Here is a 23,688-nt window from a genome sequence, read left to right on the forward strand (position 1 = left end):
CTTGTTTGTTTTCATGCCATCAGATTGACGGTATTGCGAGATCGTTCAAGCCTAAATTGAGCAAAATTTGTCGATCATCAATCGATCGCTGATCTCGCTGTCAACAGCGCGCGGGTGAACGGTTACATGGACGCAACCCCGTTAGCACAGCAGATCACCCTTAACCTGGAAACCGCCTTTGCCGAGAATGTCTCCGGTCGCCCCCAGTTCGACAAATCGCTCCCGCCCCTGCTGGTGGAAACGGGCCGACAGCGTGTGATTGCCGATCAGCCCGGTCGCGTAACCGGCGTCAAAGAAGTAATCGGCGATAGTATCTATCTCCAGTGGCAGACCGCGCGGCATGCCGCTTTCCCGCACCCGTGGGCCCAGTTTACGTGATACCCAAAACGCTGTTGATAACGCCCGGTGACCAGCGCCGCACGAGACGGGCCACACACCATGTTCATGGCGTAACCCGCGGTCAACGCCGCGCCATTGGCCGCAATGCGGTCGAGATTGGGCGTCACTATGTCCGGCTCTCCCTGCGGATTGTAACCCACATCGCCGTAGCCTAAGTCGTCCGCCAAAATAAAGATGATGTTGGGTTGGGAAGTCGGGGGTAGCGCTGCCAGACCACAACAGAAGCCTGCACTGAGCAGGGCCGCTGTGGTTCCAAGCAATTTCGGGGATCTCATGTTCTATACCTTAAATAAATCCGTTTGTTTTTAGTGTGTGTCTGCACTTGTCTGCACGCAATTGGGCCAGTCTAGGACGATACCGAAAAGCTGATTAGCAGATTTTCGCAACATTAAACAATACTGAGCCCTGGCCCCAACACTTCCTTCCGACTGGCTCTAACGCTCTTGCCCCCGCTTTTTTAGGGTGATGTTCTAACCCTCCGTCAGACCAAATTTCAACAGGGAGCGAAGCGATGGTGAACATGGATTATCACTGGATGCCCTTTACCGAGAACAAAGCATTTAAGGCCGATCCGCAACTGATCGTTAAAGCCGACGGAGTGCATTATTGGGACGACAAAGGCAACGCCATTCTCGATGGCTCCTCAGGGCTATTTACCACCCCGGCGGGGCACTGCCGTCCCGAGATAACCGAAGCGGTCAGCCGCCAGTTGGCGACACTGGATTACACCCCTCACTTCCTGCGCGCCAGCCCCGCCTCGTTTGAGCTGGCCGAAGCGCTCAGCCAGTTGACCCCCAACGGGCTCGATCGGATCTTCTTTACCAACTCCGGCTCAGAGTCAGTCGAAACCGCCATCAAGATCGTCTACGCCTATTGGCACGCCAAAGGCCAAGGCAACCGCCAGCGCCTGGTGTCGCGCGAGCGCGCCTATCACGGCGTCAACCTCGGCGGGGTGGCGCTGTCCGGCATGGTGAAAAACCGCGAGATCTTTGGCAATAACGGCCCAAGCGTCGTGCACATGCGCCACACCTGGAGCGAAACCCAGCGCTTCGAGGGCGGCCAGCCGAGAGAGGGAGTCGAACTGGCGGACGATCTGCTTCGTGCCATCGACAACTACGGCGCTGGCAGCATCGGGGCCTGCTTCGTCGAGCCCATTGCCGGCTCTACCGGCGTATTGGTGCCGCCCAAGGGCTATCTGCAGCGACTCCGCCAGATCTGCGACGCGCATGGGATCTTGCTGGTGTTCGATGAGGTGATCACCGGCTTTGGCCGCACCGGCCAGCCTTTTGCCAGCGACACCTTTGGCGTCACGCCCGATATCATCACCCTGGCCAAGGCCCTGACCAATGGCGCACAGCCCATGGGCGCAGTGGCGGTCAAGACCGAGATCTACGACACCATCATCGACGCCGCTGCCAGCGGCGCACCGGAGTTTTTTCATGGTTACACCTACTCGGCACATCCCGCCGCCACGGCAGCGGCGCTGGCCACCCTCAAACTCTACCGGGACGACGGCCTGTTTGAACGTGCCCAGTCACTGGCACCGCTGTTTCAGGAAGCGATGATGAGCTTGAAGGATCTGGAGATCATCACCGATGTGCGCGGCTTCGGCCTGCTGGCCGGCTTTGATCTCGCGCCCGAACAGCGCCCGGGCAAACGAGGCTTTGAGCTGCAAAAAGATCTGTTCGAGGCGGGATTGCACATCAAGACCACCGGTGATGCCGGGATCGTCGCCCCCGCCTTTATCAGCAGCCCGGATGAGATCGATCAGATGGTGTCGATCTTACGCAAGACGCTCAAACGGTATTAACAGGCGACAGCATCGCGGGTGATGTGTTTTCTGCGCAAACCGCACGGGGCGTGCTGGCTTTCGTCAGCACGCCTTTGGTTTACCGGGAGCGGCCCGCAGCCGACTCTCCTCCCACTGGCGGTTTCGCCCTTGGCATGACCCGATCTGGCCACAGATTAAAGCGTTGTCTCGAGGACATAAGTCAGAGCACTTTGAGCCATGGGGAGCGCTCAGACTCTGATCTCGTTGGGACCGTGCGGAGGCCGAACGACCGTTTGCCGATACGGCTCGCCCGACTTGCCCTCATAAAAGCGACACCGACCGCCGCGAACGGCCAGATCCCGTCGCTGTCTCGGCAGGCGGGGCTAAGACTGGCACCTCGCTTCGGCCCAGTGTCCGCACAGCTGACGCGAGCTGTCACAACAGCACAGACACCGGCCCTCCGCGCTCTTCATCGCCACAAGGTTAGCCAAACGCCGTCAAGCCACTTAGCACTTCGCAGCTCTGACTCCAATGCCAACAGTGTGCTGAACTTTTCGCGGGGAAGGTTGGTCAGCCACCAAAGATAGCGCTTCTCTTTTTGAGGCCAGAACAGAACCATTCGGCATTGGTCGTGTGGCCTACTGTCGTGATCAACTAAATCCGGCTTACGTAACTAATGATGAAACAGCTTGTAAGCAACGTTTAAGTCAGAGTTCATGTGGATCCCATTGAACGCTCTGTGCAAGTCAGCAATCGCATCCACATTTTCATCTCCGAACGCAGAAACCAGGCTGGAAACCAGTTCCAGTGGTCGAATGTCACGCAAACGCTTGCAGAGTCCTTGCTGTTTGGCGGTTTTGTTCAACCATGCTTCATTGAACAGTTGTATCAGTGGCTTGGTCGCGGTGATAATCGGCATCGGCTCTTCGGTTGTGTGATGATTTGGTTTGGCGATTAAATCTGCTCACACCAAGAGCCTTTTTTCTACCTATTTCATGCGCCTGCGCTAAAGATCCTGTCTATGTCAGCCGAATATCCCCAATCAATGACTTGCGCAAGGTTTCGATGGCTCTCGGCTTGAACCAAAGGATCTTGCTGGCGCAAGCCCAGAGCACCATTGACCACGGCGGGCAGCCAAACCGAGCGCGAGCAGTCGCGTCAAGGCGGCCATCGAGGCTTTCGATGCATTGGCGTCCTTGAACCTGGCTGGTCCGACAAAACCCGGTTTTATGCCTTTTTCAGCTCCTTCCTTTGCGCCGCACAGACGCTCACACAGACGCTCACTAATACGGCCACTCCGACGCCCAGCGGAGCTGCTGGCGGATCAACATCGCCAGCAATTCGATCCCTGCTTCTATCTGCGCCGCCTCAATATCGCCAAACCCGAGCCGCAAATAGCGCTCGGCCTCTTCATCGGGATCGACAAAAAAGCTGGGAGCACCGGTTTCAATAAAGACTCCGTGTTCAAGCGCAATGCCCTGTAAGCCTTCCGCCTGCAGACCTGCTGGGCACTTTAACCAAATGGCCGTCGCGCCCATCGAACTGACGGCGTCACAATCCGGCAGGTGGCGGGCAATGGCATTTAATAGCAACTCGCGCCGCTCGGCATAGATCCGCGCCAATCGGGTTACGAAGCTATCGTGATAGCCCTGCGCCAGAAACAGCGCCAATGCCCGCTGGTTGTTGGCCGGAGGGTGGCGCAGCATCAAACGCCGCAACGCGCGCGCCTCCCGAATCAATTCCGGCCGCGCCACCATAAAGCCCAGTCGCAGGCCGGAGGAGAGGGTTTTGGAGAAGCTGCCGATGTAGATCACCCGGCCATCGGGATCGGCACTCTTCAGCGCAGGGATGGGCAATGCCTGACCCCCCATATCGGCTTCATAATCGTCTTCGATGATCAGCGGGCCTGCCGGGCCGCTCAGCAATCGCTGTCGACGCGCCTGACTCAGGATCGCCGTCGTCGGGCTTTGGTGGCTTGGCGTCACATAGAGCAGATCGCAGCTTGCGCTGTCCTGCCCCAGCTGTACCCCATCCCCATCCACCGGCACAGGCACGATCTCGGCGCCGGTCAACGCAAACTGATTGACCGCATCGCGATAGCCGGGGCACTCCATGCCCACGCGCACACCAGGGCCCGCCAGCAACTGTGAGAGCAGATAGAGCGAGTGCTGCGTCCCCAGCGTCATCAGGATCTCCGCATCGCCGCAGCGGATCCCGCGCTTCGGCAACAACTGCTGACGCAGTTGCGCCAGCAGCATGGGATCGTCCTCATCCACCAGATCGGCAAACCATTCCCGACTCATCGGCCCCGACGAGGCCGCGCGCATGCAACTGCGCCACTGCTCGGCCGGAAACAGGTCACAGCTGAGCTGGCCATAGATAAATCGATAACGGCAGTCGCGCCAGGCTCTGGGCTTATTGCGGTTATGCTGCTCACTGGGAAACAGGCGCAATCGACGTCGCCAGTCGATGCCACCGCTAGGATCGTCCACCCTCGGCGCGTGACTCAGGCCGGTTGCGACGGGCGTCTGCTCCAATGCCGGGTTGACGAAATAGCCGCGCCTCGGTTTGGCGATCAGTAGCCCTTCATCCTGCAAGCGCTCATAGACCAGCACGACGGTATTACGCGATATGGTCAACTGCTTTGCCATCGCCCGAGCACCGGGCAACTCAGCGCCGGGTAACAGGTGGCCATTGAAGATCAGCCCCACCAGCATCTGCTGCAATCGTGATTGAAGACCCTGACCTTGATCCGCCGGCAAAACAAACAGGTGTGCGTTCATAGCCCTTATTTAACAGCCACAACAAGGAGGAACAATGGCAAATTAGGCCACAGGGACGATTATATCCGGCCAGTTCGCGCCTTTTAATGCAACCACTTAGGGCACGGCGCACCAACATGGTGCAAATTTAACTTTTGCTTTACTTACCGATTAAGACCCGCATATTGAGTAGCCTATGCGAAATGGATCGCGCAGATAAAAGGCAACCCCATGACGGCCAACTCCGCCACAATTCGAACACTTTGGCCCATCTGGGCCCTCGTTATCCTGACAAGCCCTGGGGCCGCAGCCGCCACGTTTGATCAACAGGTCGAAGCGCTGGTCGCGCCTTGGGCGCAAGCACTGACCAACCTTATCTTTTACGCCATCCCACTGTTCGGTCACTCAGTCCCCCTTATCGTGCTTTGGCTGGCGATCGCCGCCCTGTTCTTCACCCTGTATCTGGGCTTTATCAACCTGCGCGGATTTGTAGCCGCGGTCCGCCTAGTGAAAGGGGATTACCGCGACAGCAAGGCGCAAAGCAGCGGCGAGATCTCCCACTTTCAAGCCTTAGCCACCGCCGTGTCCGGCACCGTTGGCATAGGTAACATCGGCGGCGTCGCCGTCGCCATTGGCATTGGCGGCCCCGGCGCCGCGTTCTGGCTGTTTATGGCAGGCTTCCTGTCGATGTCCACCAAGTTGGTGGAGTGTACGCTCGGGGTGAAATACCGCCAGGTGCACGCCGACGGCTCGGTCTCCGGTGGCCCCATGTACTATCTGGAGCACGCCTTGGTCAACAGAGGCTGGGTCAAAGCCGGAAAAGCACTCGGCGGATTTTACGCCTTAGCACTGGTCATTGGCTGTCTCGGCATTGGCAACATGTTCCAATCCAACCAGGCGTTTATGCAGTTTCAGGTGATCAGCGGCGGCGACGCCAGTTGGTTTGCCGACAAAGGCTGGCTGTTTGGTTTGATCCTTGCCGCAGGTGTGGCACTGGTGATCATCGGCGGGATCAAATCCATCGCCCGCATCACCGCCAAGATCGTGCCCTTTATGGCGGTGCTCTATATCGTCTCCGCCACGGCGATCTTAGCCCTGGGCTATGAGCAGTTACCCGGCGCCATCGCGCTGATCATTTCCGAAGCCTTCACCATGGACAGCGCCACCGGCGGCTTGATCGGCGCCATGATCGTCGGCTTTCAGCGTGCGCTGTTCTCCAACGAAGCCGGTATCGGCTCCGCCTCCATCGCCCACTCGGCGGTGCAGACCGACAAGCCCGCTTCCGAAGGCCTGGTGGCACTGCTGGAGCCCTTTATCGACACCATGGTGATCTGCACCCTCAGTGCGCTGGTCATTGTCACCACCGCCTACCCGGCGGGCTTGATGGAGTCGGGGTTGGAAGGGATAGAGCTGACCTCCGCCGCCTTTGCCCATCACATCAGCTGGGCGCCCTACCCGCTGGCGCTGGCCGCCATGCTGTTTGCCTTCTCCACCACCCTGTCCTGGTCCTATTACGGCCTCAAAGGCTGGACCTATCTGTTTGGTCAGGGTCCGGCGATGCAGATGGTGTTTAAGGGGATCTTCTGCAGCTTCATTGCACTGGGCTGCATGGTGCAACTCAAGGCGGTACTGGATTTCTCCGATGCTATGGTGTTTCTGATCGCCATCCCCAATATCCTCGGGCTCTACCTACTCGCGCCGGAGGTAAAACGGGAAGTGGAAGGCTATCTGGCGGAGCTCAAGGGGCGGCGTGCGGCGGCTCAAGAACCGCAGGGCGTTGCAATCGGCGATAGATAGCGCAAACACCCGATAAGAGAAACGCCCCGATCCATAGTGGTTCGGGGCGTTTTTGATCGCCGGTTATGACCGACCACTTTTACGCGCCGCTTTTTACGCGGCTATTTTTACGCGCCACCCGCACGATCTGGGCTTGCCACAGGTAGAGGATTTATTCTACTCCGTAGGTAGAATGAATCCTCTACCCGAGCCCACATGGACGCAACCCCGTTAGCACAGCAGATCGCCCTGAACCTAGAAGCCGCCTTTGCCGAGCTGGGCTTTACCCAGCCCAGTGTCGCGCAGTTGCAGCAACGCAGCGGCGTCAGCCTGAAAACCCTATACCGCTACTACCCGTCGAAACAGGCCATGGTGTACGCCGCACTGGAGCAGCGCCATCAACGCTACCTGCAGCGACTGGCTCAGGGGGCGCCCGCGCCGGGCCCGGAAGCGGTACAGCACGCCTTTGACCAGTTGACTCATTGGCTGCGCCATCAAGCCCCCAATGGCTGTCTCTCGGCCAGCGCCCTGAGCGCATTTGTCGATGATGCGCCACTGCGTCAGCAAGTGGCCGACCACAAACGGGCGCTGCAAACACAGCTGGGTCAACTGGCTGGAAACGCCGAGCTCGCGATGCCGCTGTTGCTGCTGCACGAAGGGATCAGCGCTGCCTGGCCGGTACTGGGAGAGGCGGTGTTCCACCATGTACCGGCTCAGATCCACGCACTCTTTCGGAGCACGACAGCATGATTTCAAGCCCGTCAGATCCCGCAGCGCCTCTGGTTTACGCACCACTGCCCAACCATATGCTGGCCTGGCAACTGCTCGGCCACGGCGGGCCAGAGCAGTTGGCGCAAAATACCCGGACCCCACTACCCACGCTGGCCAGTTCGGATGTGCTGATCAAAGTCGCCGCCAGCGCCGTCAATAACACCGACATCAATACCCGCACCGCTTGGTATTCCAAAGGCGACAACGCCAGCGACGCCAGTTGGTCCGGCGAGGCGCTCACCTTTCCCCGCATTCAGGGCGCGGATGTCTGTGGCCATATCGTCGCCGTCGGCAGTGCCGTCGATCCCGGCCGCATCGGTCAACGCGTATTGATCGAGCCCTGCCTGCAGTTCGCCAATGGCCAGCGATTGACCACGCCCTGGTACTTCGGCTCGGAATGCGACGGCGGCTTTGCCCAATACACCAAAGTCGACCATCGCCATGCCCACCCCATCAACAGTCCGCTGAGTGACGCCGAGTTGGCCTCCTTCCCCTGCTCCTACTCCACCGCAGAGAACATGTTGTGCCGAGCCGGGGTTCAGGCGGAGGAAACCGTGCTCATTACCGGCGCGTCCGGCGGGGTCGGCTCGGCCGCCGTGCAGTTAGCCAAAGCGCGCGGGGCCAAGGTTGTTGCCATCACCCGTGCCAACAAAGCAGCACAGCTTAAAGCTCTGGGCGCGGAGCGAGTGCTTACCCGCGAGCAATCGCTCGTGACCGCTTTGGGTAACAACAACGTCGATACGGTGATCGATCTGGTTGCCGGAGCAGCCTGGCCGCAGCTGCTGGATGTGCTCAAACCCGGCGGCCGCTACGCCGTGGCGGGGGCCATCGGCGGTGCGCTGGTCGAGCTGGATGTGCGGACGCTGTATCTTAAAGATCTCAGCCTGCTCGGCTGTACCGTACTTGGCAATGGCGTGTTTGCGTCGCTGATCCAGCGCATCGAGCAGGGCCAAATTCGTCCGCTGGTGGCGGCCACCTATCCGCTGACACAGCTGCACCAAGCCCAGGCGGCGTTTGCCGAAAAGCACCACACAGGTAAGATCGTGTTGACCATCGGCCACGAAAAACAGATATAAAAAACGCCGCAGATGCGGCGTTTTCTGTGGTGCGGATGAAACTCAGTCCATCAGCATGCGAGCGCGGAAGTTACGGCCCTTGATCTTACCTCGCTCCATCGCGGTCAGCGCCTTGCCCGCCACCTTGCGGTTCACCGCGACGTAGGCACGGAAATCGGTCACTTGGATCTTACCCAGCTGATCGCCCTTAATGCTGCCATCGCGAGTCAGTGCGCCAACAATGTCACCGGGGCGCAGCTTCTGCTTCTTACCGCCGTCGATCTCGATGGTCATCAGGCTCGGGCGCATCGGTGGGTTGTTCAGCACCGAACGGTTTGGCAGTGGCGAACCATCAACCTTAATGCCCAAGTAGTCTTCCAGGCGGTTGATCTTGGCTGCCTCTTTGGCGCTGAACAGGGAGAAAGCGTTGCCCTGGCTGCCAGCGCGACCGGTACGACCGACACGGTGCACATGCACTTCGGTGTCGTGGGCGATGTGGTAGTTAAACACCGCATCCAGGTTGTCGATATCCAGGCCACGGGCCGCCACATCGGTGGCCACTAGGATGGACGCACTCTTGTTGGCAAAGCGGGTCAGCATCAGATCGCGATCGCGCTGATCCAAGTCGCCGTGCAGCGCCAGCACATTGAAACCGTAGTTTTTCAACGCGCGGGTGATCTCCTTCACCTCTTTCTTGGTGTTGGCGAAGATCACGCTGGACTCTGGCTGGTATTGCAACAACAACAGCTGCAGCGCCGGAATGCGCGCTTCGTTGTCTTCCACCTCGAAGAAATGCTGATGGATGTCGCTGCTCACTTTGGTGGCGGCGGCTTTAACCATCTTGGGACGCAGCATAAAGCTGTCCGCCACTTTCTGGATCTCGTCCGGGAAGGTGGCGCTGAACAGCAAAGTCTGACGGTGCTCTGGCATGCGCGCGACGATATAGTCCAGCTCGGCCTGGAAGCCCATCTCCAACATGCGATCCGCTTCATCCAGCACCAGCATGTTCACTTCAGACAGATCCAGCGTTTCACGGCTTAAGTGATCCTGAATTCGGCCCGGCGTGCCCACCACGATGTGTGCGCCGTGCTCCAACGAGCCAACCTGCGGTCCCAGCGGCGTACCGCCACACAGGGTCAAGATCTTCACGTTCGGAATGCCACGAGCCAGACGACGCAGCTCGGTGGCCACCTGATCCGCCAGTTCGCGGGTCGGGCACAGCACTAGCGACTGAATGCAGAAACGTTTGGCGCGCAGCTTGTTGAGCAGACCCAAACCGAACGCGGCGGTCTTGCCAGAGCCGGTTTTGGCCTGACCCACCACATCAACACCCAGCAAGATAGGCGGCAGGCTTTCCTGCTGGATCGGCGTCATCTCGTGGTAACCCAAGGTTTCCAGGTTGGACAGCAGTTCGGGTTTCAGCGCAAGGCTGGAGAAGGCAGTTTCGCTCAAGGTGGTCTTCCTATATCGGTGACATGGCGCAGGGAAATGCACGCCGGAGAGGGGCTTGGCAGAACCCATCGGCCATGTCCCCCAAAAAAATCAGGCGCGGAGTGTACCACAGCACGACACTCAGTCCCGGTTCTATTGCACAAAGCGTGAACAAAAAACGTACACGCTTCGTATCACCTAAACTTAGCCTTTGTTGATGACACCGGAGTTTGCGTGTTTTCAGCCCTGTTAACCGTTATTTCGTTGTTGCAGCCCGTCCCGTTCGAAGCGGGTAGGCAGTACGCCTGCAGCGCCGGGCCACATCAGTTTGAGATCCAGATCGACGCTCAGGCCGTCCATCACCTCAGTCGCTATGCCCTGACTCAGGGCGATCAGATCGCCATGCCCGCGATCCAGTACCAACGCGCCAAAGCCAATAGCCCATTGCAGTGGCAGATCCTGGCCTTAAACGGCCAGCCTTCAGCGCTGTTCGTGCTCTGGCCGCTGCAGGCCACCTTAAACGTGGCAATACTGGATCAGCACGGTGCGCTGCTCGACACCATGGAGCACCCCAGCGACTGCTTTGCCCGATAAGCGCAGGTTAAACCAAACACAGCACTGCGGATCATCCCCAGCACAGCGCGCGTAAGCTGCGCACACAAAAGCGGCGGCTCTGAGGCCGCCGTTCTCGACTCCATAGCTTGTTGCTGATGGTTATGCCTGCAAGCGAGCCAACAGTCGCTCAGCAACCGCCTCGGAGGATTGCGGATTCTGACCGGTGATCAACGCCCCGTCCTCCACCGCCAGCGGGTGCCAGTCCGCTTCCTTCTGATAGAGCGCCCCTTGGGCTATCAACGCATCTTCCAACAAAAACGGCACGATCTCAGTCAGGCCCACCGCCGCTTCCTCTCCATTGGTAAAGCCGGTGATCCGCTTGCCCGCCACCACGGGTTTGCCCGCCTCGGTTTTGGCATTGAGCAGCACCGCCGTCGCATGGCATACCGTCGCCACCGGCTTGTCGCTGGCCAAAAACCGCTGGATCAGCGCAATGGAATCCGCATCTTCGGTCAGATCCCACAAGGGGCCATGCCCACCGGGGTAGAACACCGCGTCAAACGCGTCGACACTGAGCTGACTCAAGCGCTGCGTGTCGGCCAACAGCGCCTGCGTTTGGGGGTCCTGCGCAAGACGACGGGTCGCATCGGTTTGAAAGTCAGGCAACTCACTCTTAGGATCCAGCGGCGCCTCGCCGCCAGCAGGCGACGCCAGGGTGATCGCCACACCCGCATCGACAAGGCGGTAATAGGGCGCGGCAAACTCTTCACTCCAGAACCCGGTCTTCTCGCCGGTGTCCCCCAGCTTATCGTGGGAAGTCAAAACAATCAGTACCTTGGCCATCGGGCGTTCTCCATTCAGGTTATTCCACCTCGGTTGACGCCAGCCTACGCCGCCAGCACCAAGTTAACAATGCCAGCCACATCAATAACGCTGTCATCACAACCTCTCCCAGTGTCGATCTCGCGCCCCGATCCGCTGTCGCTACCCCGCTCGTCAACCAGCCCAAACACAGGTCGATTGAAACCGCCCCTATCGACCATGTTCACCGATACATTCAAGTCACCTTCGAGCTCATCAATGCCTTGACCCCAGGCCCGGTTCACAAAGCTCACCATACGAGCAAAATACAAAATATAAAGAAGTGTAAAACCAAGCTTTTGAGCTCAATTCGCTGAATGAAGTTACGATAAGCTGCGGCCACCAGTAGCGCTACGGCGCCGGTGTTATTCGTTCCCTCATCGCACCGGCAATGCCAGATAGGCACAGATAAAACCGATCCCAACTGGGATGTCAGTTTGACTCAGTGCTGGCCAAACAGGCCCAGCACTGACTAATGGAGACCGGCTTGACCGGATATAACATGAATCAAAATACTCCAGCACCATGGCTGCGAAAACCCCTGCCTTTGGCCATCGCCTCGACCTTCTCGCTAGGCATGATGTTCAGCAGCGCAGCACACGCTGCCGACGCCCCAGCACACCAGATCTTGGCGGACGACATCGCCGTTTCTGACTGGGCATTTAGAGACGACAGCGCCAGCTTGGTTGCTGCCGCTCAGGTCGCCGGCCTGTACGCGGTTGCCGACGACAAGGCGCAGCGCATCGAGATCCGCGACGTCCACCAAAAGGGCCAACTGGCCATCGGCTACAACGTCATCAAAACCACGGTTCCGGACGCCGATCTGGAATACGGTTTGTGCGGCATGACCTTCACCCCGTCCGGCCGTTTCCTCTACCTGGCGGTCTGCACCGAAGGCGACGGCCCGGATACGATCCTGGCACTCAACACCAACACCAAACGGATCGGTGTGCTGGATGAAATCAAACTGACCGATGAGAAAGGCAGCCGCGTCGGCATGACCTTCTTTAAAGATCAACTCTATGTCGGCAGCGAAAAGGGGATCATCCAGTACCACGCCCACCGCAACGCCCTGCTCGAAGGCAGCGCTCTCGGCCAGGGCAAGCTGATAGAAAGCGACGGTCGCGTGTCCGGTCTGGCGGTGGACATGCTGCGTCAGCAGATCTACGCCACCACCCCCTCTGGCCTGCATCGCATCGGGCCAAACGGCACCGCGCTGGTGAAAGTGGCGGACGCTGAGCACCTCACCGGCCTGACCATGGGCCGCACCTACGGCAATGCGCAGGACGGCGGCTTGTTCCTGCTGCAAAATGACGGCGACAACGCCCGCATATTGACCCTGGGCAACGACGAACTGGGCCAACGCGGCCCACAGACGCTGACCACCTACACCGACCAGATCGACGCCAAACTGGCCGATATTGCGGCCACCGCCGATGGCGGCATGTTGCTGGCACAGGGCGAAGTGAAGCGGATGTTCAGCACCAGCGATCAACGCCTTGGCTACGACGCCTGGCTGATGGACGAGTTGGACAGCTATCTGACCGCCATCAAGAGTCTGGTGGTGGATGGCGAGATCGCCGGCACCAACACCATCAATGATAAGCAGGGTGAGCTGATCCGCCAGATCGTCGCCGAAGGCAACAGCCCCAGCCAAGAGCCAATCGCCGATAACGTCGGTTGGGCCCTGTTCCTGCTAATGGCGATCGATCAGGTCAAGAAGGATCCGGACATCGAGAAGATCGTCGAGCTGCTGATCCAAACCCACGCCGGGTTGCATCCCGAGGGGCATGGCGGCGTTCGCACCGTCGATGGCCACTTTGTTCGCGTCTACGGCCGCGACGGCCTGCCCGCCGAAGGGATCAACGGCCGCGGTCAAGTCAGCTCCCAGCCACAAGTCTACGTGTCGATGAAGTACCTGCCCGCCGCCATCAAGGCCGTCGAGATGTACCCGGACAATGACAACCTGAAACTGTACGCCGAGTACCTCCGTCAGCTGGTTCAGCGCTCCTCCGACACCATCCGTGCCGAGCAGCGCATCACCTGGACCAACGACGATCACGGCCCGCTGGACATCAATAACCTGATGGCCAATGAAACCTGGATCTTCGGCGACATCGGTGCCGCGCAAGATCCCTACGCCACCACGGACTACGCCACCTACAGCTACGACCGTTCCAGCTTCCGAACCGACAACTGGCTGCTGGGCGAGCCGGTGATCATGGCCTCCCACGCCGCCTTTATCGTTAACGGCGCCACCTTGATCCTCAACCACCACTTCGATGGCGAAGGCTGGAAGGATCAAAACCACAACTACTTTGGGATCACCATGGCGGCCACCGACGAGATGGGCGCGCCCTACTTCGGCGCCTTCTCCGCCGGTAACCACCCACGCACCGCGTTTGATCCAAAAAATCCAGACTCCTTCGCCAGCTACTACAACGAAGGGCCGTCGGATCACCCCAACAACATCCTGCATTTCCCGGCCGTGATGGGCTTTGGTCAGCACGGCTACACCTCGCCCATGGTCGGCGCCTATATGGCCTACCGCGATGGTCGTCGCCAGATGATGAGCAACTACGCCGGCGGTGAATCGTTCCCGATGCTGACCCGCTTCTCCATGGACGATCACGACTGGCGCATGCGCGCAGTCGGCATCGCCGACTTCTGGTATGGCGGTATCGGCCTGGTGGAAACCATCGCACCGGGGACCATCGCCAAGCTGCGTGGCGACTTCTACCGTCCTTACGTTAAGGAGGTGGATGGCGAGCTGATCTACTCCAACATGACGCCACGTCGCGTGGTGGGTATTGATAAACGCGGCAAGCGTACCGAGTACGGCTTCCAAACCTCGCCCTACACCCTGCCCCAGCTGCACGACAGCTACGAGGTGATCGATCCCCAAGGCGACTGGATCGAACTGGAAGATCTGGTAAACCAGCTAGACGGCAAGCCGATGCGCTTTACCAACCCACACTTTGAGCGCGGCCTGGATGGCTGGACCCTTGAGGGTGAGGCGAAGATCGTTGAAGGTGCCGGCAGCCAAGCCGTGGCGCTGTCCGCCGGTGCCTCGATCAGCCAAACGCTGGATCTGACCCTGGACTTCGATAACACCCGCTTTATCGTCCACACCCTGGGTGAGATCCAAAGCCGTGGCGCCAAAGGTGAGCTGCGTCTGCGCTGGTCCAAAGACGGCAACCTAGCCAACGTCGTCGGTGACAGTCGATCCCTGCCGATCGGCAAAGATCCGGTAATGCAGATCAAGACCGCGAAACCGACCGGTGCCAACTTCCTCCACATCGAGTACGTCGGTGAGAAGGGCGAGGTACGCTTCGAAAACCTGGGCGTGATGCGCCGCGGTGCCGACGCAGGCCTGCCCAACGGCGACTTTGCCAACGGCAAACGTCACTGGGACTTGGGTCACGGCGTGGAGATCGTCAACAACAAAGAGCGTGCCACCGTCGGTGATCGCGCCCTGCGTCTGCGCCGGGGACCGGGGATCACAGGCTGGCAATCAGCGAGCCGCGAGCTGGACATCGCCAACGATCCACTGGGCACCCGCTACCTGTTCCGCTTTGATGCCAGCACCGTGGGTGACGACTTCAAATTTGAAGTGCTGATCGAAGCCTTCGACAACAAGGGCAAACGCGTGGTCGAGCGCCGTGACATCGGCGATATCCTGCCGGGCCACGAGGGCGAGCGCACCGTCACCATCCGTAAACGTCCGGAGTACGAGACGTTCAAACTGACGATGCGGATGAAGCGTAACAGCGCCGACAGCAAGGGCCGCGCCGACGTCTTCGTGGATAATTTCCGCCTCGACAAGGAGCGCGTGTTCTTCGAGTCCGATTGCGTAGAAGGCAGTGCCACAGCCTGTCTGCCCACCCGTCTTGAGCTGATGAACCAATAAGCGTCCGCTTTGAATATCAACGGCCCCGCTGGCAACAGCGGGGCCGTTTTTTTGGCTGTGCCTTAAGTAACTGTTGAAGCGCTATCGCGCAGTTCGAGGTTTACGCCGTTTTTAGGCCGCCTAGTGCAGCGCCGAGTGTTGGTGTGTGGAGGCAGACAGGGAGCTGAACGGAGCCCTTTTTGAAAGCGGCTGGCCGCTTTTGTATTTGCCTCTCTCCATCAAGAGCCGGGGCGACTTTCAGCCCGTTTGTTGGCATGGGAGCTGGAGCACACCATAAGCGAGGGAACAGCGAAACGCAGCGGTAGGGGGAGTGCAGAGGGGCTCGCCCCTTTGCTTGCCGTCGCCAACGCGACTTAGCGCGTGAGGTCGATGCGGTAGGTTGAGATACAAAACGAAAAAATCGACCAACAGCTAACTTAGACACAACCCCTTTATAGGTTCAGCCCGACCCACCAGCGACACACCCAGCGAACACCAATCGAAATCTTGACCGCTCCACCCGCAACTTAATGGGCGTTCGCGCAAACCATTCCGACAAATTTCCCGCTAACTCTGTATACTGCGCCGCCTGATCTCCATCCCCTCACGTTTTTTGGCTTCTTTTGGGTCAATCAATACACCGCTCTTAACCCTTAGGAATGCCGCTTTGATCTCTACCGCAAACATCACCATGCAGTTTGGCGCCGAACCGCTGTTTGAAAACATCTCCGCTAAATTTGGCAACGGCAACCGTTACGGCCTGATCGGCGCCAACGGCTGTGGCAAGTCCACCTTTATGAAGATCCTCACCGGCGAGTTGACGCCGACCTCCGGCAACGTCTCGGTGACGCCGGGTCAGAAGGTCGGCACCCTAAGCCAGGACCAGTTTGCCTTTGAGCAGTACAGCGTGGTGGATGCGGTGATCATGGGCGATACCCAGCTGTGGGCGGTGAAGCAGGAGCGTGAACGGATCTACAGCTTGCCGGAGATGAGCGAAGCCGATGGCATGAAAGTGGCCGAGCTGGAGAGCGAGTTTGCCGAGATGGACGGCTATACCGCAGAGAGTCGTGCCGAGGAGATCTTGCTCGAGGCGGGCATTGACGCCTCGCTGCACTACGGCCTGATGTCACAGGTGTCGCCAGGCTGGAAACTGCGGGTGCTGCTGGCCCAAGCGTTGTTCTCCAACCCAGATATCCTGCTGCTGGATGAACCGACCAACAACCTGGACATTCACACCATTAACTGGCTGGCCGAGGAGCTGAACCAGCGCAAGTGTACGATGATCATCATCTCCCACGATCGCCACTTCCTTAACTCCGTGTGTACCCACATGGCCGACATCGATTACGGTGAACTGCGGATCTACCCGGGCAACTACGAAGCCTTTGTGGCGGCCTCCAGCCTGATCCAAGAGCAGTTGCTGGCCAATAACGCCAAGAAGACCGCTGAGATCAACGAGCTGCAGGACTTCGTCAACCGCTTCGGTGCCAACGCCTCCAAGGCCAAGCAGGCCAGCTCTCGCGCCAAGAAGATGGAGAAAATCACCCTGGATGAGGTCAAGCCCTCCAGCCGGATCCACCCCTCCATCGACTTCGGCGAAGGCAAGAAGATGTACCGTCAAGCGCTGACCATCGAAGGGCTCGGCCACGGTTTTGACGGCGAAACCCTGTTCCAGGACGGCGAGATGATCCTCGAAGCCGGCGCCCGTCTGGCCATCATCGGCGAAAACGGCGTGGGTAAAACCACACTGCTGCGTTGTCTGGTCAATGAGCTGGAGCAAAATGCCGGTATGATCAAATGGTCGGAAAATGCCGCCGTAGGCTACTGCCCACAGGACAGCAGTGCCGACTTTGATAACGACATGACCATCTTTGACTGGATCTCCCAGTGGCGCACCCAGAAGCACGACGATCTGATCGTGCGCGGCATTCTCGGCCGTCTGCTGTTCACCGCCGACGACGCCAACAAGCTGGCCCGCAACTGCTCCGGTGGTGAGAAAAACCGTCTGCTGTTTGGCAAGCTGATGATGCAGGACATCAACGTCCTGATCATGGACGAGCCCACCAACCACATGGACATGGAAGCGATCGAAGCGCTCAACAACGCGCTCAAAGACTACAAAGGCACCTTGATCTTCGTCAGCCACGATCGCAAGTTTGTCTCCTCCCTGGCCACCCGCATCATCGACATCAAAGATCGAAAGCTGGTGGACTTCCAAGGCACCTTCAATGAGTACATGGCCCACGTCGCCCAGCCGATCCGGGTGAAGTAAACGATCAGCCCGAAACAAAAACGCCGCCCTTGATCGCATCCAGGGCGGCGTTTTTGTCTGCGCCTGCCAGTAACAAACACAGCGCCACGCCATTGTGGTTCGGCCCCAGTTGGATATGCTTGAGCGTGCGCCACCGTTCGCCCACTCATTCCGAGCCCTGTGTCTATGAGCCTGCCTTTGTGTTCTCGCCTCCAAGCCCAGTTCTTACCCGCCTGGCAACGCCGCCGCACCTTTGCGCTGGCCCACTTGCTCTACAGCGCCATTGGCTTGGTCGTGCTATTGCCGCTGCTCGGGGTGATGGGCCGTGTCTTGCTAAGCTGGTCCGGCAGCGATGTACTGACCGATGAAGAGATCCTGCGCTTCGCCCTCTCGGGCCCCGGTGCCATCGCCGCCATCCTGATGGGCGCCTTGCTGCTGTTCGTCAGCGTGTTTGAGCAAGCGTGCATGATGACATTGGCGGCCAGCCAGCACGACGATAAACCAGGGCAGATCCTTTCGGCACTGAGTCACAACCTCAAACGGGCCCCCCGTCTGTTCGAGTTTTCATTGTGCTTGGTGCTGCGCCTTGCGCTGATCATCCTCCCCTTTATTGCCGTCGCCGCCATTGCCGGTCTGGCGCTGCTGACCGAATACGACATCAACTTCTACCTCTACCAAAAGCCCACCGCTTTTTGGTGGGCGCTCGCCATCCTGGCGGCATTGCTGGCCGGTTTGATCCCCTTATTGCTGGGCAAACTGCTGGACTGGTCGATGGCGCTGCCGTTGATCCTATTTTCCAATACCTCCGCCAAAGCCAGCTTTGTCCTCAGCCAACAAATGATAAGCGGACATCGACAACCACTGCTGGGCCAACTGGCGCTGTGGGCCAGCACCCTCGTACTGCTCAGCACCCTGGCCGCGCTTGGCCTGCGTCTGCTGGGCGATCTCACCCTGGCGCTGGCCGCTGATACGCTGCAAGGCTTGGTGTTGCTGCTCGGTGGCCTGGCGGGACTGTCGCTGCTGTACAGCTTTTTGCTCACCGCACTGGCCTCATCCAGCTTCGCTAGCACCCTGATCCAGTGTTTCAAGCGCCTCGATCCCGACTGGACAAATGACCACGCCCACATAGCCAGCCAGGCCCTGAGACCGGCAACGAAGCCGCCCCTCTCTCTGCGGGGGGCCCTGCTCGCTGTTGCCATCGCCGTGCCGATCTCCGCCGGGATCGGCCTGTGGCTGCTGGCCCAGAGTCAATTTGACGATCGTATCGAGGTGATCGCCCATCGCGGCGCCGCAGGCAGCGCGCCGGAGAACACCCTGGCGGCAATGAGGCAAGCGATGGCGGATGGCGCCGACTGGCTAGAAATTGATGTGCAGGAAACCCGAGATGGTGCGGTGATCGTCATGCACGACAGCGACTTTATGAAGCTGTCTGGGATCGATCTCAAGGTGTGGGACGGCACACTGGCCCAGATCCAGGCGCTGGATGTGGGCCGTTGGTTTGGCCCGGAGTTTGTCGGCGAGTCGGTGCCCACCTTGGAGCAGGTGTTACTGGCCGCCCGAGGCCAGACAAAAGTGCTGATCGAGCTCAAGTACTATGGTCACGACCAACAGTTGGAGCAGCGCGTCATCGACATCGTTGAACGGCTGGAGATGGTGGAGCAGATCCAGATCATGTCACTTAACTACGCAGGATTAGAGAAGATCCGCGCGCTGCGCCCAGACTGGCCCATCGGCCTGCTGGTGGCCCAATCCACCGGCGATCTCACCCAACGGGACGTCGACTTCCTCGCGGTCAATCAGGCCATCGCCAACCGCGCTTTAGTGCAGCGCGCCAAGGCGGCCGGCAAACCCCTCTATGTCTGGACCGTCAATGACGCCGTGTCTATCTCCCGGCTGAGCTCTCTGGGCGTCGATGGCCTGATCACCGACGAACCAGCACTAGCAAGGCAGGTGCTGCAGCAACGCGCACAACTCACCCAAAGCGAACGCTTACTGCTGCACACCGCGCTGTTGCTCGGCCAGCCTCTGCCACAGTCCCACTATCGCGATAACTCGCCCTAATTGGATTGAGCCTTGGTTGCCTGATCGGCCGACAGGTTTCTCCGCGCAAGGATTGCCAGCGCTACGATGCACCGAATAAACATCTATACAACCGCATGACCAACAGTCCTACTTTAAAGTAATAGAGAATCAGATCGGAGCGAGCGTGGTGCTCTAATGACCACGAGAAAACCTTTATAGCAGGGTTTTCCAAAGGATGGCTTGATCCCAAGGGTCGATGTTTGAATGGGATGTTCTTCTCCCCCAAAAGTCCCGTCCTATCAGTATGCGCAGAAGGGCAGAAGCGCCCAAACCAGTAACAACGCAGCACTGAATTCTTGATCCCAGTACAAAGCACCTAACAGGATTGAGATAACACAGATCCCATATGTGTGACCTCGCACTAAATTTTTGGATGCACTTATCCAGTCTATTTTTTGCATTGGCACCACAAACGTGAATCGCTCTCGTGACCGTAATGCTGAACATGAGTTCTAGGCATTTTTCTTACACCACACACGATCTGGAACACACTATTCCAAATTTTATTTATCTATAGTGAACTCGAAACCAAGAACAACATGTCATTTAGGAATGTGGAATGAAACTAAGTAAAGTTGCGTTATTAACAGCACTGACGATCTGCTCAACTACCGCACTGGCTGATGGCGGTGGTCACCGCTGGGCTCAAGGCGAACTCGGCCAAGTCGTTAATAACCCTTATGGCAATGCTCCTCAAACCGCAATTATTGATTTGGGCGGTTACAAAATTGACTCTGCAACCGTAAAAATTCATGCCAAAGGTGACGCCGGCGTACCAATTTCATATGAAGTTGGTAAATCATCCATTCTTAACCACGACGGAATCCCACTTCTTGGTTTATATCCTGACTACAACAACACCGTTGAAGTTAGCTATACTAAGAACGGCAAAGAAATTACCGAAGAATACAAAATTTTCACTCCACCAGTATCCGTAACAGGTATGCGTGACGGCATGCAAATGAATCATCCAACCGTTGATTCAGTTACCGTAGCCGAAGGTTTTGAAGACCGTTTGTACTTGGTAAACCATATCGTTCGTACCGAAGGTTGGGACGCCATGGATTGGAAAGATGGCATGGGCTCCCAAACTTGGGATACTCACCCAACCATCTTTATTACTGATACCGCAGGTGATATTCGCTGGACTCTGGACGTATCTCACTTCCGTGACATTCGCCACCTCGACAAGCGCGGCACCATGATGGGCTTCCAGCAAATGGAAAATGGTGACCTGATCTTCGGCCAAGGCCAAAAGATCTACCGCATTGATTTGATGGGTCAGATTGTTTTCGAATGGAGCCTGCCACGTGGCTACATCGATTACTCTCACGGTATCCAGTTGATGGACAACGGCAACTACCTGGTTCGTGCCGCGAAATCCAACTACCTGCGCGAAGATGGTCAGCGTGTACACACTGTTCGTGACCACATCCTAGAAGTTGACCCAACCGGTAAGCTAGTAGATGTATGGGATTTGAACCTCATCCTCGACAACATGCGCGACGCTAAATTGCTTGGCTTGGATGCCGGCGCCGTCTGCCTGAACGTCGATGCTGACCTCGCAGGTGAAACCGTAAAAATTGAACCTGATGCGCCATTTGGCGATATTGCAGGTGTAGGTGCTGGTCGTAACTGGGTTCACGTTAACTCCGTTGAGCACGACTCCCGTGATGACTCTATTATCTTGAGTGCCCGTCACCAGGGTGTGGTAAAAATCAGCCGTGACAAAGAAGTGGTTTGGATCCTGGCACCAACCGATGGCTGGAATGACGAGTTGGCTGGCAAAGTTCTGCAACCAGTGAACAGCGATGGCAGCAAGATTGAATGTTCCGGTAACGGCATCTGTAAAGATTCTGACTTTGACTTCACTTACAGTCAGCACACCGCTTGGCTAACCGGTAAGACCTACAACGATAATAACGGCATCGGTCTGACTGTATTTGATAATGGTGATGGCCGTCACCACCAGCAACCACCAATGGTTGAAATGAAGTACAGCCGCGGTGTTGAATATATTATCAACGAAGACGACATGACCGTTGAACAAATCTGGGAATACGGCAAAGACCGTGGTTACGAGTGGTACTCTCAAATCACTTCCAACGTTTCTTACGAGGAAGACCGTGACACCATGTTTATGTTCTCTGGTAACACCTACCTGTTGAATCGTGACCGTTTGACCCGTGCAATTATCAACGAAGTTGCCTATGGCACCGATGAGGTGAATGTAGAACTGCACGTTAACAGTACTGTTCCAGGCAATGCGCCATATCGATCGACCATTGTTGATTTTGATAAAGCTGTAGCAGAATAATAATAGAACAGTTCTTATAATATTCCTGGGGGATGCATTGTCACAATAATGGCGACACACTGGCAGTTCCCATGCTCTGTGTACAGTTCATTATAAAACAATCTTCCTTCAGGCTTTTAACGACCGAAAACTTCCTCAAATCAAATTAAGATCGCATCACAAATCAATTAGCGATACCAGCTCTCAAATCTTGCTTATTGTAAAGTTTGTGATGCCATGAGAACGTAATTTATCTAAACGGCTGCTTATTCCTTGTTACATTCAAAGAAAGCGCCGATGTAATACCCAAACAAAACAAATTCAAGGTAACTAAAATGAAGAAGTCACTGCCAATTATTCTTTCCGCATTGTTTTCAATGGGTGTAAACGCAAGCAACTATCAAGAAGGTACTCACTATCAGGTGCTGCAGCCAGAGGCCCAATTCACTGCCAAGAGTGAAGTGACCAAGGTGTACTCGGTCAACTGCCCATTCTGCTACAAGTACGAAACCGCAGTGATCCCGAACATGGAAAAGAACCTGCCAAGCGGCACGAGCTACGAAGGTTTGCATATCACCACCAAGACCCCACTGGGCGTGGAGAAGTCACAGGTTCTGGCCGTTGCCAAGGTAATGGGCGATGACAAAGCCTACAAAGCAGCCCAAATGGCCTACTACAAGCACTTCCACGACGACAGAGAGCGCTTTAACAACAGCGCTGAAGCCATCACCTATGGCCTAAAAGCTGCGGACATCAGCCGCGCAGACTTCGATAAACACGTCAACACTCAAGCTGTAACTGATATGCTGGCCTACTGGGACCAAGGCGTTGAAGTCGCCAAGATCCAAGGCATCCCAGCCATGGTGGTCAACGGTAAATACCTGATCAACACCGCTCAGATCCGCTCTATGACCATGCTCGATGAGATGATCGAACAGCTGCTGGCCAAATAAGGAATATCCCCATGGAACTGCTTAAATCCCTTTGGGCGAACGTTAAAGCCGAGCCGGTGCCAACCCTGCATCACTGGAGCAATCAGAGCCCCATCTGGCTGGTCATGGCTGGCGCCTCCGGCTTCCTAATGCTTTGCTCCACCATATACTTCCAAGGCTGGTTGGCCATGGACCCATGTGAGAAATGTGTCTACATCCGCTTCAGTCAAATTGTTTTAATTTTGGCAGGCCTATTTATGGCCTGTGCACCTAAAAACCTAGCGGTAAAATTCATCGGCCTGGCCCTCGCCTGGTGGGCAATCTTCTACGGCATGGAGATGTCACTGGATTACATCGCCAGTCACCACACCATGGAAGCTCTCGATACCGGGATGGATTTCTTTGCTGCCGGCGGCGGCGCCAACGCCTGCGCAACCGAACCCTCGTTCCCATTTATGCTTCCGTTGCATGAATGGTGGCCTGGTATGTTCGCCATCACTGGCGTTTGTGGTGAAGACGATTGGACATTCTTGGGCGGCTCAATGGGCCACTGGTTAGTCTTCACTTACAGCATTAAGGTTGCTGTTTTGGGTGTTGTTACTGCAGCATGGGCTTGGATTTCCCTTCACCATAAATAACCCAAAGAAATGCAAAACTTACTCATCTCATCGAACCAAAATCATGAGAGCGATGTATTGAAGTGGTGATATCTTTGTACTAAAAACTGACGCCAAACACACAAGTTTTGAAACGCCTGCCATCTTTCACACTCAGCGCGAAGTTAGATGGCAGGCACTATGGATTAACGTCAACCTCTAAAAAACAAACCCCAAGGGCTTTTCCCTGAGGCTTATTGA

General features: G+C 57.2%; 18 protein-coding genes. 11 read left to right on the plus strand and 7 right to left on the minus strand.

Going from position 1 to position 23,688, the window contains the following annotated elements:
* Positions 1–141: 141 nt before the first annotated feature.
* Positions 142–342, minus strand: a complete 201-nt coding sequence (locus ABEA08_RS11325; RefSeq protein WP_345335420.1) for a hypothetical protein — start codon at positions 340–342, stop codon at positions 142–144.
* On the minus strand, positions 315–674 hold the full coding sequence (locus tag ABEA08_RS11330) for a sulfatase-like hydrolase/transferase (protein ID WP_345335421.1): 360 nt from the start codon (positions 672–674) through the stop codon (positions 315–317). Before ABEA08_RS11330 ends, ABEA08_RS11325 begins: the two co-directional genes overlap by 28 nt.
* 236 nt (positions 675–910) lie before the next feature.
* Between ABEA08_RS11330 and aptA the strand changes: the two genes are divergently transcribed.
* Positions 911–2,209: an omega-aminotransferase AptA gene (gene aptA / locus ABEA08_RS11335; RefSeq protein WP_345335422.1), complete on the plus strand. Its 1,299-nt coding sequence runs from the start codon at positions 911–913 to the stop codon at positions 2,207–2,209.
* A gap of 634 nt (positions 2,210–2,843) precedes the next feature.
* Here aptA and ABEA08_RS11340 read toward each other — a convergent pair.
* Positions 2,844–3,089 carry a hypothetical protein gene (locus ABEA08_RS11340; protein WP_345335424.1) on the minus strand — a complete coding sequence of 82 codons (246 nt, stop codon included), beginning with the start codon at positions 3,087–3,089 and terminating at the stop codon, positions 2,844–2,846.
* 364 nt (positions 3,090–3,453) lie between these two features.
* Positions 3,454–4,953, minus strand: coding sequence for an aminotransferase-like domain-containing protein (locus ABEA08_RS11345; RefSeq protein WP_345335425.1), 1,500 nt, complete (start codon positions 4,951–4,953; stop codon positions 3,454–3,456).
* 210 nt (positions 4,954–5,163) lie between these two features.
* On the opposite strand from ABEA08_RS11345, the gene ABEA08_RS11350 reads away from it, so the two are divergent.
* The 3 genes from ABEA08_RS11350 (at position 5,164) to ABEA08_RS11360 (ending at position 8,555) form a co-directional block, all read left to right on the plus strand.
* Positions 5,164–6,729: an alanine/glycine:cation symporter family protein gene (locus ABEA08_RS11350; RefSeq protein ID WP_345335426.1), complete on the plus strand. Its 1,566-nt coding sequence runs from the start codon at positions 5,164–5,166 to the stop codon at positions 6,727–6,729.
* Between the two features lie 195 nt (positions 6,730–6,924).
* Positions 6,925–7,458 carry a TetR/AcrR family transcriptional regulator gene (locus ABEA08_RS11355; protein ID WP_345335427.1) on the plus strand — a complete coding sequence of 178 codons (534 nt, stop codon included), beginning with the start codon at positions 6,925–6,927 and terminating at the stop codon, positions 7,456–7,458.
* Positions 7,455–8,555 carry an alcohol dehydrogenase family protein gene (locus tag ABEA08_RS11360; RefSeq protein ID WP_425557359.1) on the plus strand — a complete coding sequence of 367 codons (1,101 nt, stop codon included), beginning with the start codon at positions 7,455–7,457 and terminating at the stop codon, positions 8,553–8,555. Before ABEA08_RS11355 ends, ABEA08_RS11360 begins: the two co-directional genes overlap by 4 nt.
* Positions 8,556–8,597: 42 nt before the next feature.
* Here ABEA08_RS11360 and dbpA read toward each other — a convergent pair whose 3' ends face one another.
* On the minus strand, positions 8,598–9,986 hold the full coding sequence (gene dbpA, locus ABEA08_RS11365; protein ID WP_345335429.1) for an ATP-dependent RNA helicase DbpA: 1,389 nt from the start codon (positions 9,984–9,986) through the stop codon (positions 8,598–8,600).
* 213 nt (positions 9,987–10,199) lie between these two features.
* Between dbpA and ABEA08_RS11370 the strand changes: the two genes are divergently transcribed.
* A complete protein-coding gene (locus tag ABEA08_RS11370; RefSeq protein ID WP_345335430.1) occupies positions 10,200–10,559 on the plus strand; it encodes a hypothetical protein in 360 nt (119 codons plus the stop codon).
* A 120-nt stretch (positions 10,560–10,679) separates the two neighbouring features.
* Here the strand turns inward: ABEA08_RS11370 and ABEA08_RS11375 are convergent, their stop codons facing one another.
* Both ABEA08_RS11375 and ABEA08_RS11380 read right to left on the minus strand, forming a co-directional pair.
* Positions 10,680–11,363 carry a type 1 glutamine amidotransferase domain-containing protein gene (locus ABEA08_RS11375; protein ID WP_345335431.1) on the minus strand — a complete coding sequence of 228 codons (684 nt, stop codon included), beginning with the start codon at positions 11,361–11,363 and terminating at the stop codon, positions 10,680–10,682.
* 44 nt (positions 11,364–11,407) lie between these two features.
* Positions 11,408–11,626: a hypothetical protein gene (locus ABEA08_RS11380; protein ID WP_345335432.1), complete on the minus strand. Its 219-nt coding sequence runs from the start codon at positions 11,624–11,626 to the stop codon at positions 11,408–11,410.
* A 257-nt stretch (positions 11,627–11,883) separates the two neighbouring features.
* Here ABEA08_RS11380 and ABEA08_RS11385 point away from each other — a divergent pair, with 257 nt between their 5' ends.
* The 6 genes from ABEA08_RS11385 (at position 11,884) to ABEA08_RS11410 (ending at position 23,469) form a co-directional block, all read left to right on the plus strand.
* A complete protein-coding gene (locus ABEA08_RS11385; RefSeq protein ID WP_345335433.1) occupies positions 11,884–15,291 on the plus strand; it encodes a hypothetical protein in 3,408 nt (1,135 codons plus the stop codon).
* Positions 15,292–15,937: 646 nt separating this feature from the next.
* Positions 15,938–17,542 (plus strand): ABC-F family ATPase, encoded by a 1,605-nt coding sequence (locus tag ABEA08_RS11390; protein WP_345335434.1) that lies wholly within the window; start codon positions 15,938–15,940, stop codon positions 17,540–17,542.
* A 165-nt stretch (positions 17,543–17,707) separates the two neighbouring features.
* Positions 17,708–19,582 (plus strand): glycerophosphodiester phosphodiesterase, encoded by a 1,875-nt coding sequence (locus ABEA08_RS11395; protein ID WP_345335435.1) that lies wholly within the window; start codon positions 17,708–17,710, stop codon positions 19,580–19,582.
* Positions 19,583–20,162: 580 nt separating this feature from the next.
* Positions 20,163–21,920: an aryl-sulfate sulfotransferase gene (locus ABEA08_RS11400; RefSeq protein ID WP_345335436.1), complete on the plus strand. Its 1,758-nt coding sequence runs from the start codon at positions 20,163–20,165 to the stop codon at positions 21,918–21,920.
* Positions 21,921–22,234: 314 nt separating this feature from the next.
* Positions 22,235–22,852 carry a thiol:disulfide interchange protein DsbA/DsbL gene (locus tag ABEA08_RS11405; RefSeq protein ID WP_345335437.1) on the plus strand — a complete coding sequence of 206 codons (618 nt, stop codon included), beginning with the start codon at positions 22,235–22,237 and terminating at the stop codon, positions 22,850–22,852.
* Positions 22,853–22,863: 11 nt separating this feature from the next.
* The gene (locus ABEA08_RS11410; RefSeq protein ID WP_345335438.1) at positions 22,864–23,469 is read left to right on the plus strand and encodes a disulfide bond formation protein B; all 606 of its coding nucleotides are present in this window, start codon (positions 22,864–22,866) and stop codon (positions 23,467–23,469) included.
* Positions 23,470–23,688 lie beyond the last annotated feature (219 nt).

The organism is Ferrimonas pelagia, assembly GCF_039543565.1.
GTDB lineage: Bacteria > Pseudomonadota > Gammaproteobacteria > Enterobacterales > Shewanellaceae > Ferrimonas > Ferrimonas pelagia.

Bases quoted from the DNA above. Each gene is read 5' to 3' on its own strand.
- ABEA08_RS11325 (WP_345335420.1), bottom strand. From the start codon at position 342: ATGCCGCGCGGTCTGCCACTGGAGATAGATACTATCGCCGATTACTTC.
- ABEA08_RS11385 (WP_345335433.1), top strand. From the start codon at position 11,884: ATGAATCAAAATACTCCAGCACCATGGCTGCGAAAACCCCTGCCTTTG.
- ABEA08_RS11345 (WP_345335425.1), bottom strand. From the start codon at position 4,953: ATGAACGCACACCTGTTTGTTTTGCCGGCGGATCAAGGTCAGGGTCTT.
- ABEA08_RS11400 (WP_345335436.1), top strand. From the start codon at position 20,163: ATGAAACTAAGTAAAGTTGCGTTATTAACAGCACTGACGATCTGCTCA.
- ABEA08_RS11395 (WP_345335435.1), top strand. From the start codon at position 17,708: ATGAGCCTGCCTTTGTGTTCTCGCCTCCAAGCCCAGTTCTTACCCGCC.
- ABEA08_RS11330 (WP_345335421.1), bottom strand. From the start codon at position 674: ATGAGATCCCCGAAATTGCTTGGAACCACAGCGGCCCTGCTCAGTGCA.
- ABEA08_RS11405 (WP_345335437.1), top strand. From the start codon at position 22,235: ATGAAGAAGTCACTGCCAATTATTCTTTCCGCATTGTTTTCAATGGGT.
- ABEA08_RS11360 (WP_425557359.1), top strand. From the start codon at position 7,455: ATGATTTCAAGCCCGTCAGATCCCGCAGCGCCTCTGGTTTACGCACCA.
- aptA (WP_345335422.1), top strand. From the start codon at position 911: ATGGTGAACATGGATTATCACTGGATGCCCTTTACCGAGAACAAAGCA.
- ABEA08_RS11410 (WP_345335438.1), top strand. From the start codon at position 22,864: ATGGAACTGCTTAAATCCCTTTGGGCGAACGTTAAAGCCGAGCCGGTG.
- ABEA08_RS11340 (WP_345335424.1), bottom strand. From the start codon at position 3,089: ATGCCGATTATCACCGCGACCAAGCCACTGATACAACTGTTCAATGAA.
- ABEA08_RS11355 (WP_345335427.1), top strand. From the start codon at position 6,925: ATGGACGCAACCCCGTTAGCACAGCAGATCGCCCTGAACCTAGAAGCC.
- ABEA08_RS11375 (WP_345335431.1), bottom strand. From the start codon at position 11,363: ATGGCCAAGGTACTGATTGTTTTGACTTCCCACGATAAGCTGGGGGAC.
- ABEA08_RS11350 (WP_345335426.1), top strand. From the start codon at position 5,164: ATGACGGCCAACTCCGCCACAATTCGAACACTTTGGCCCATCTGGGCC.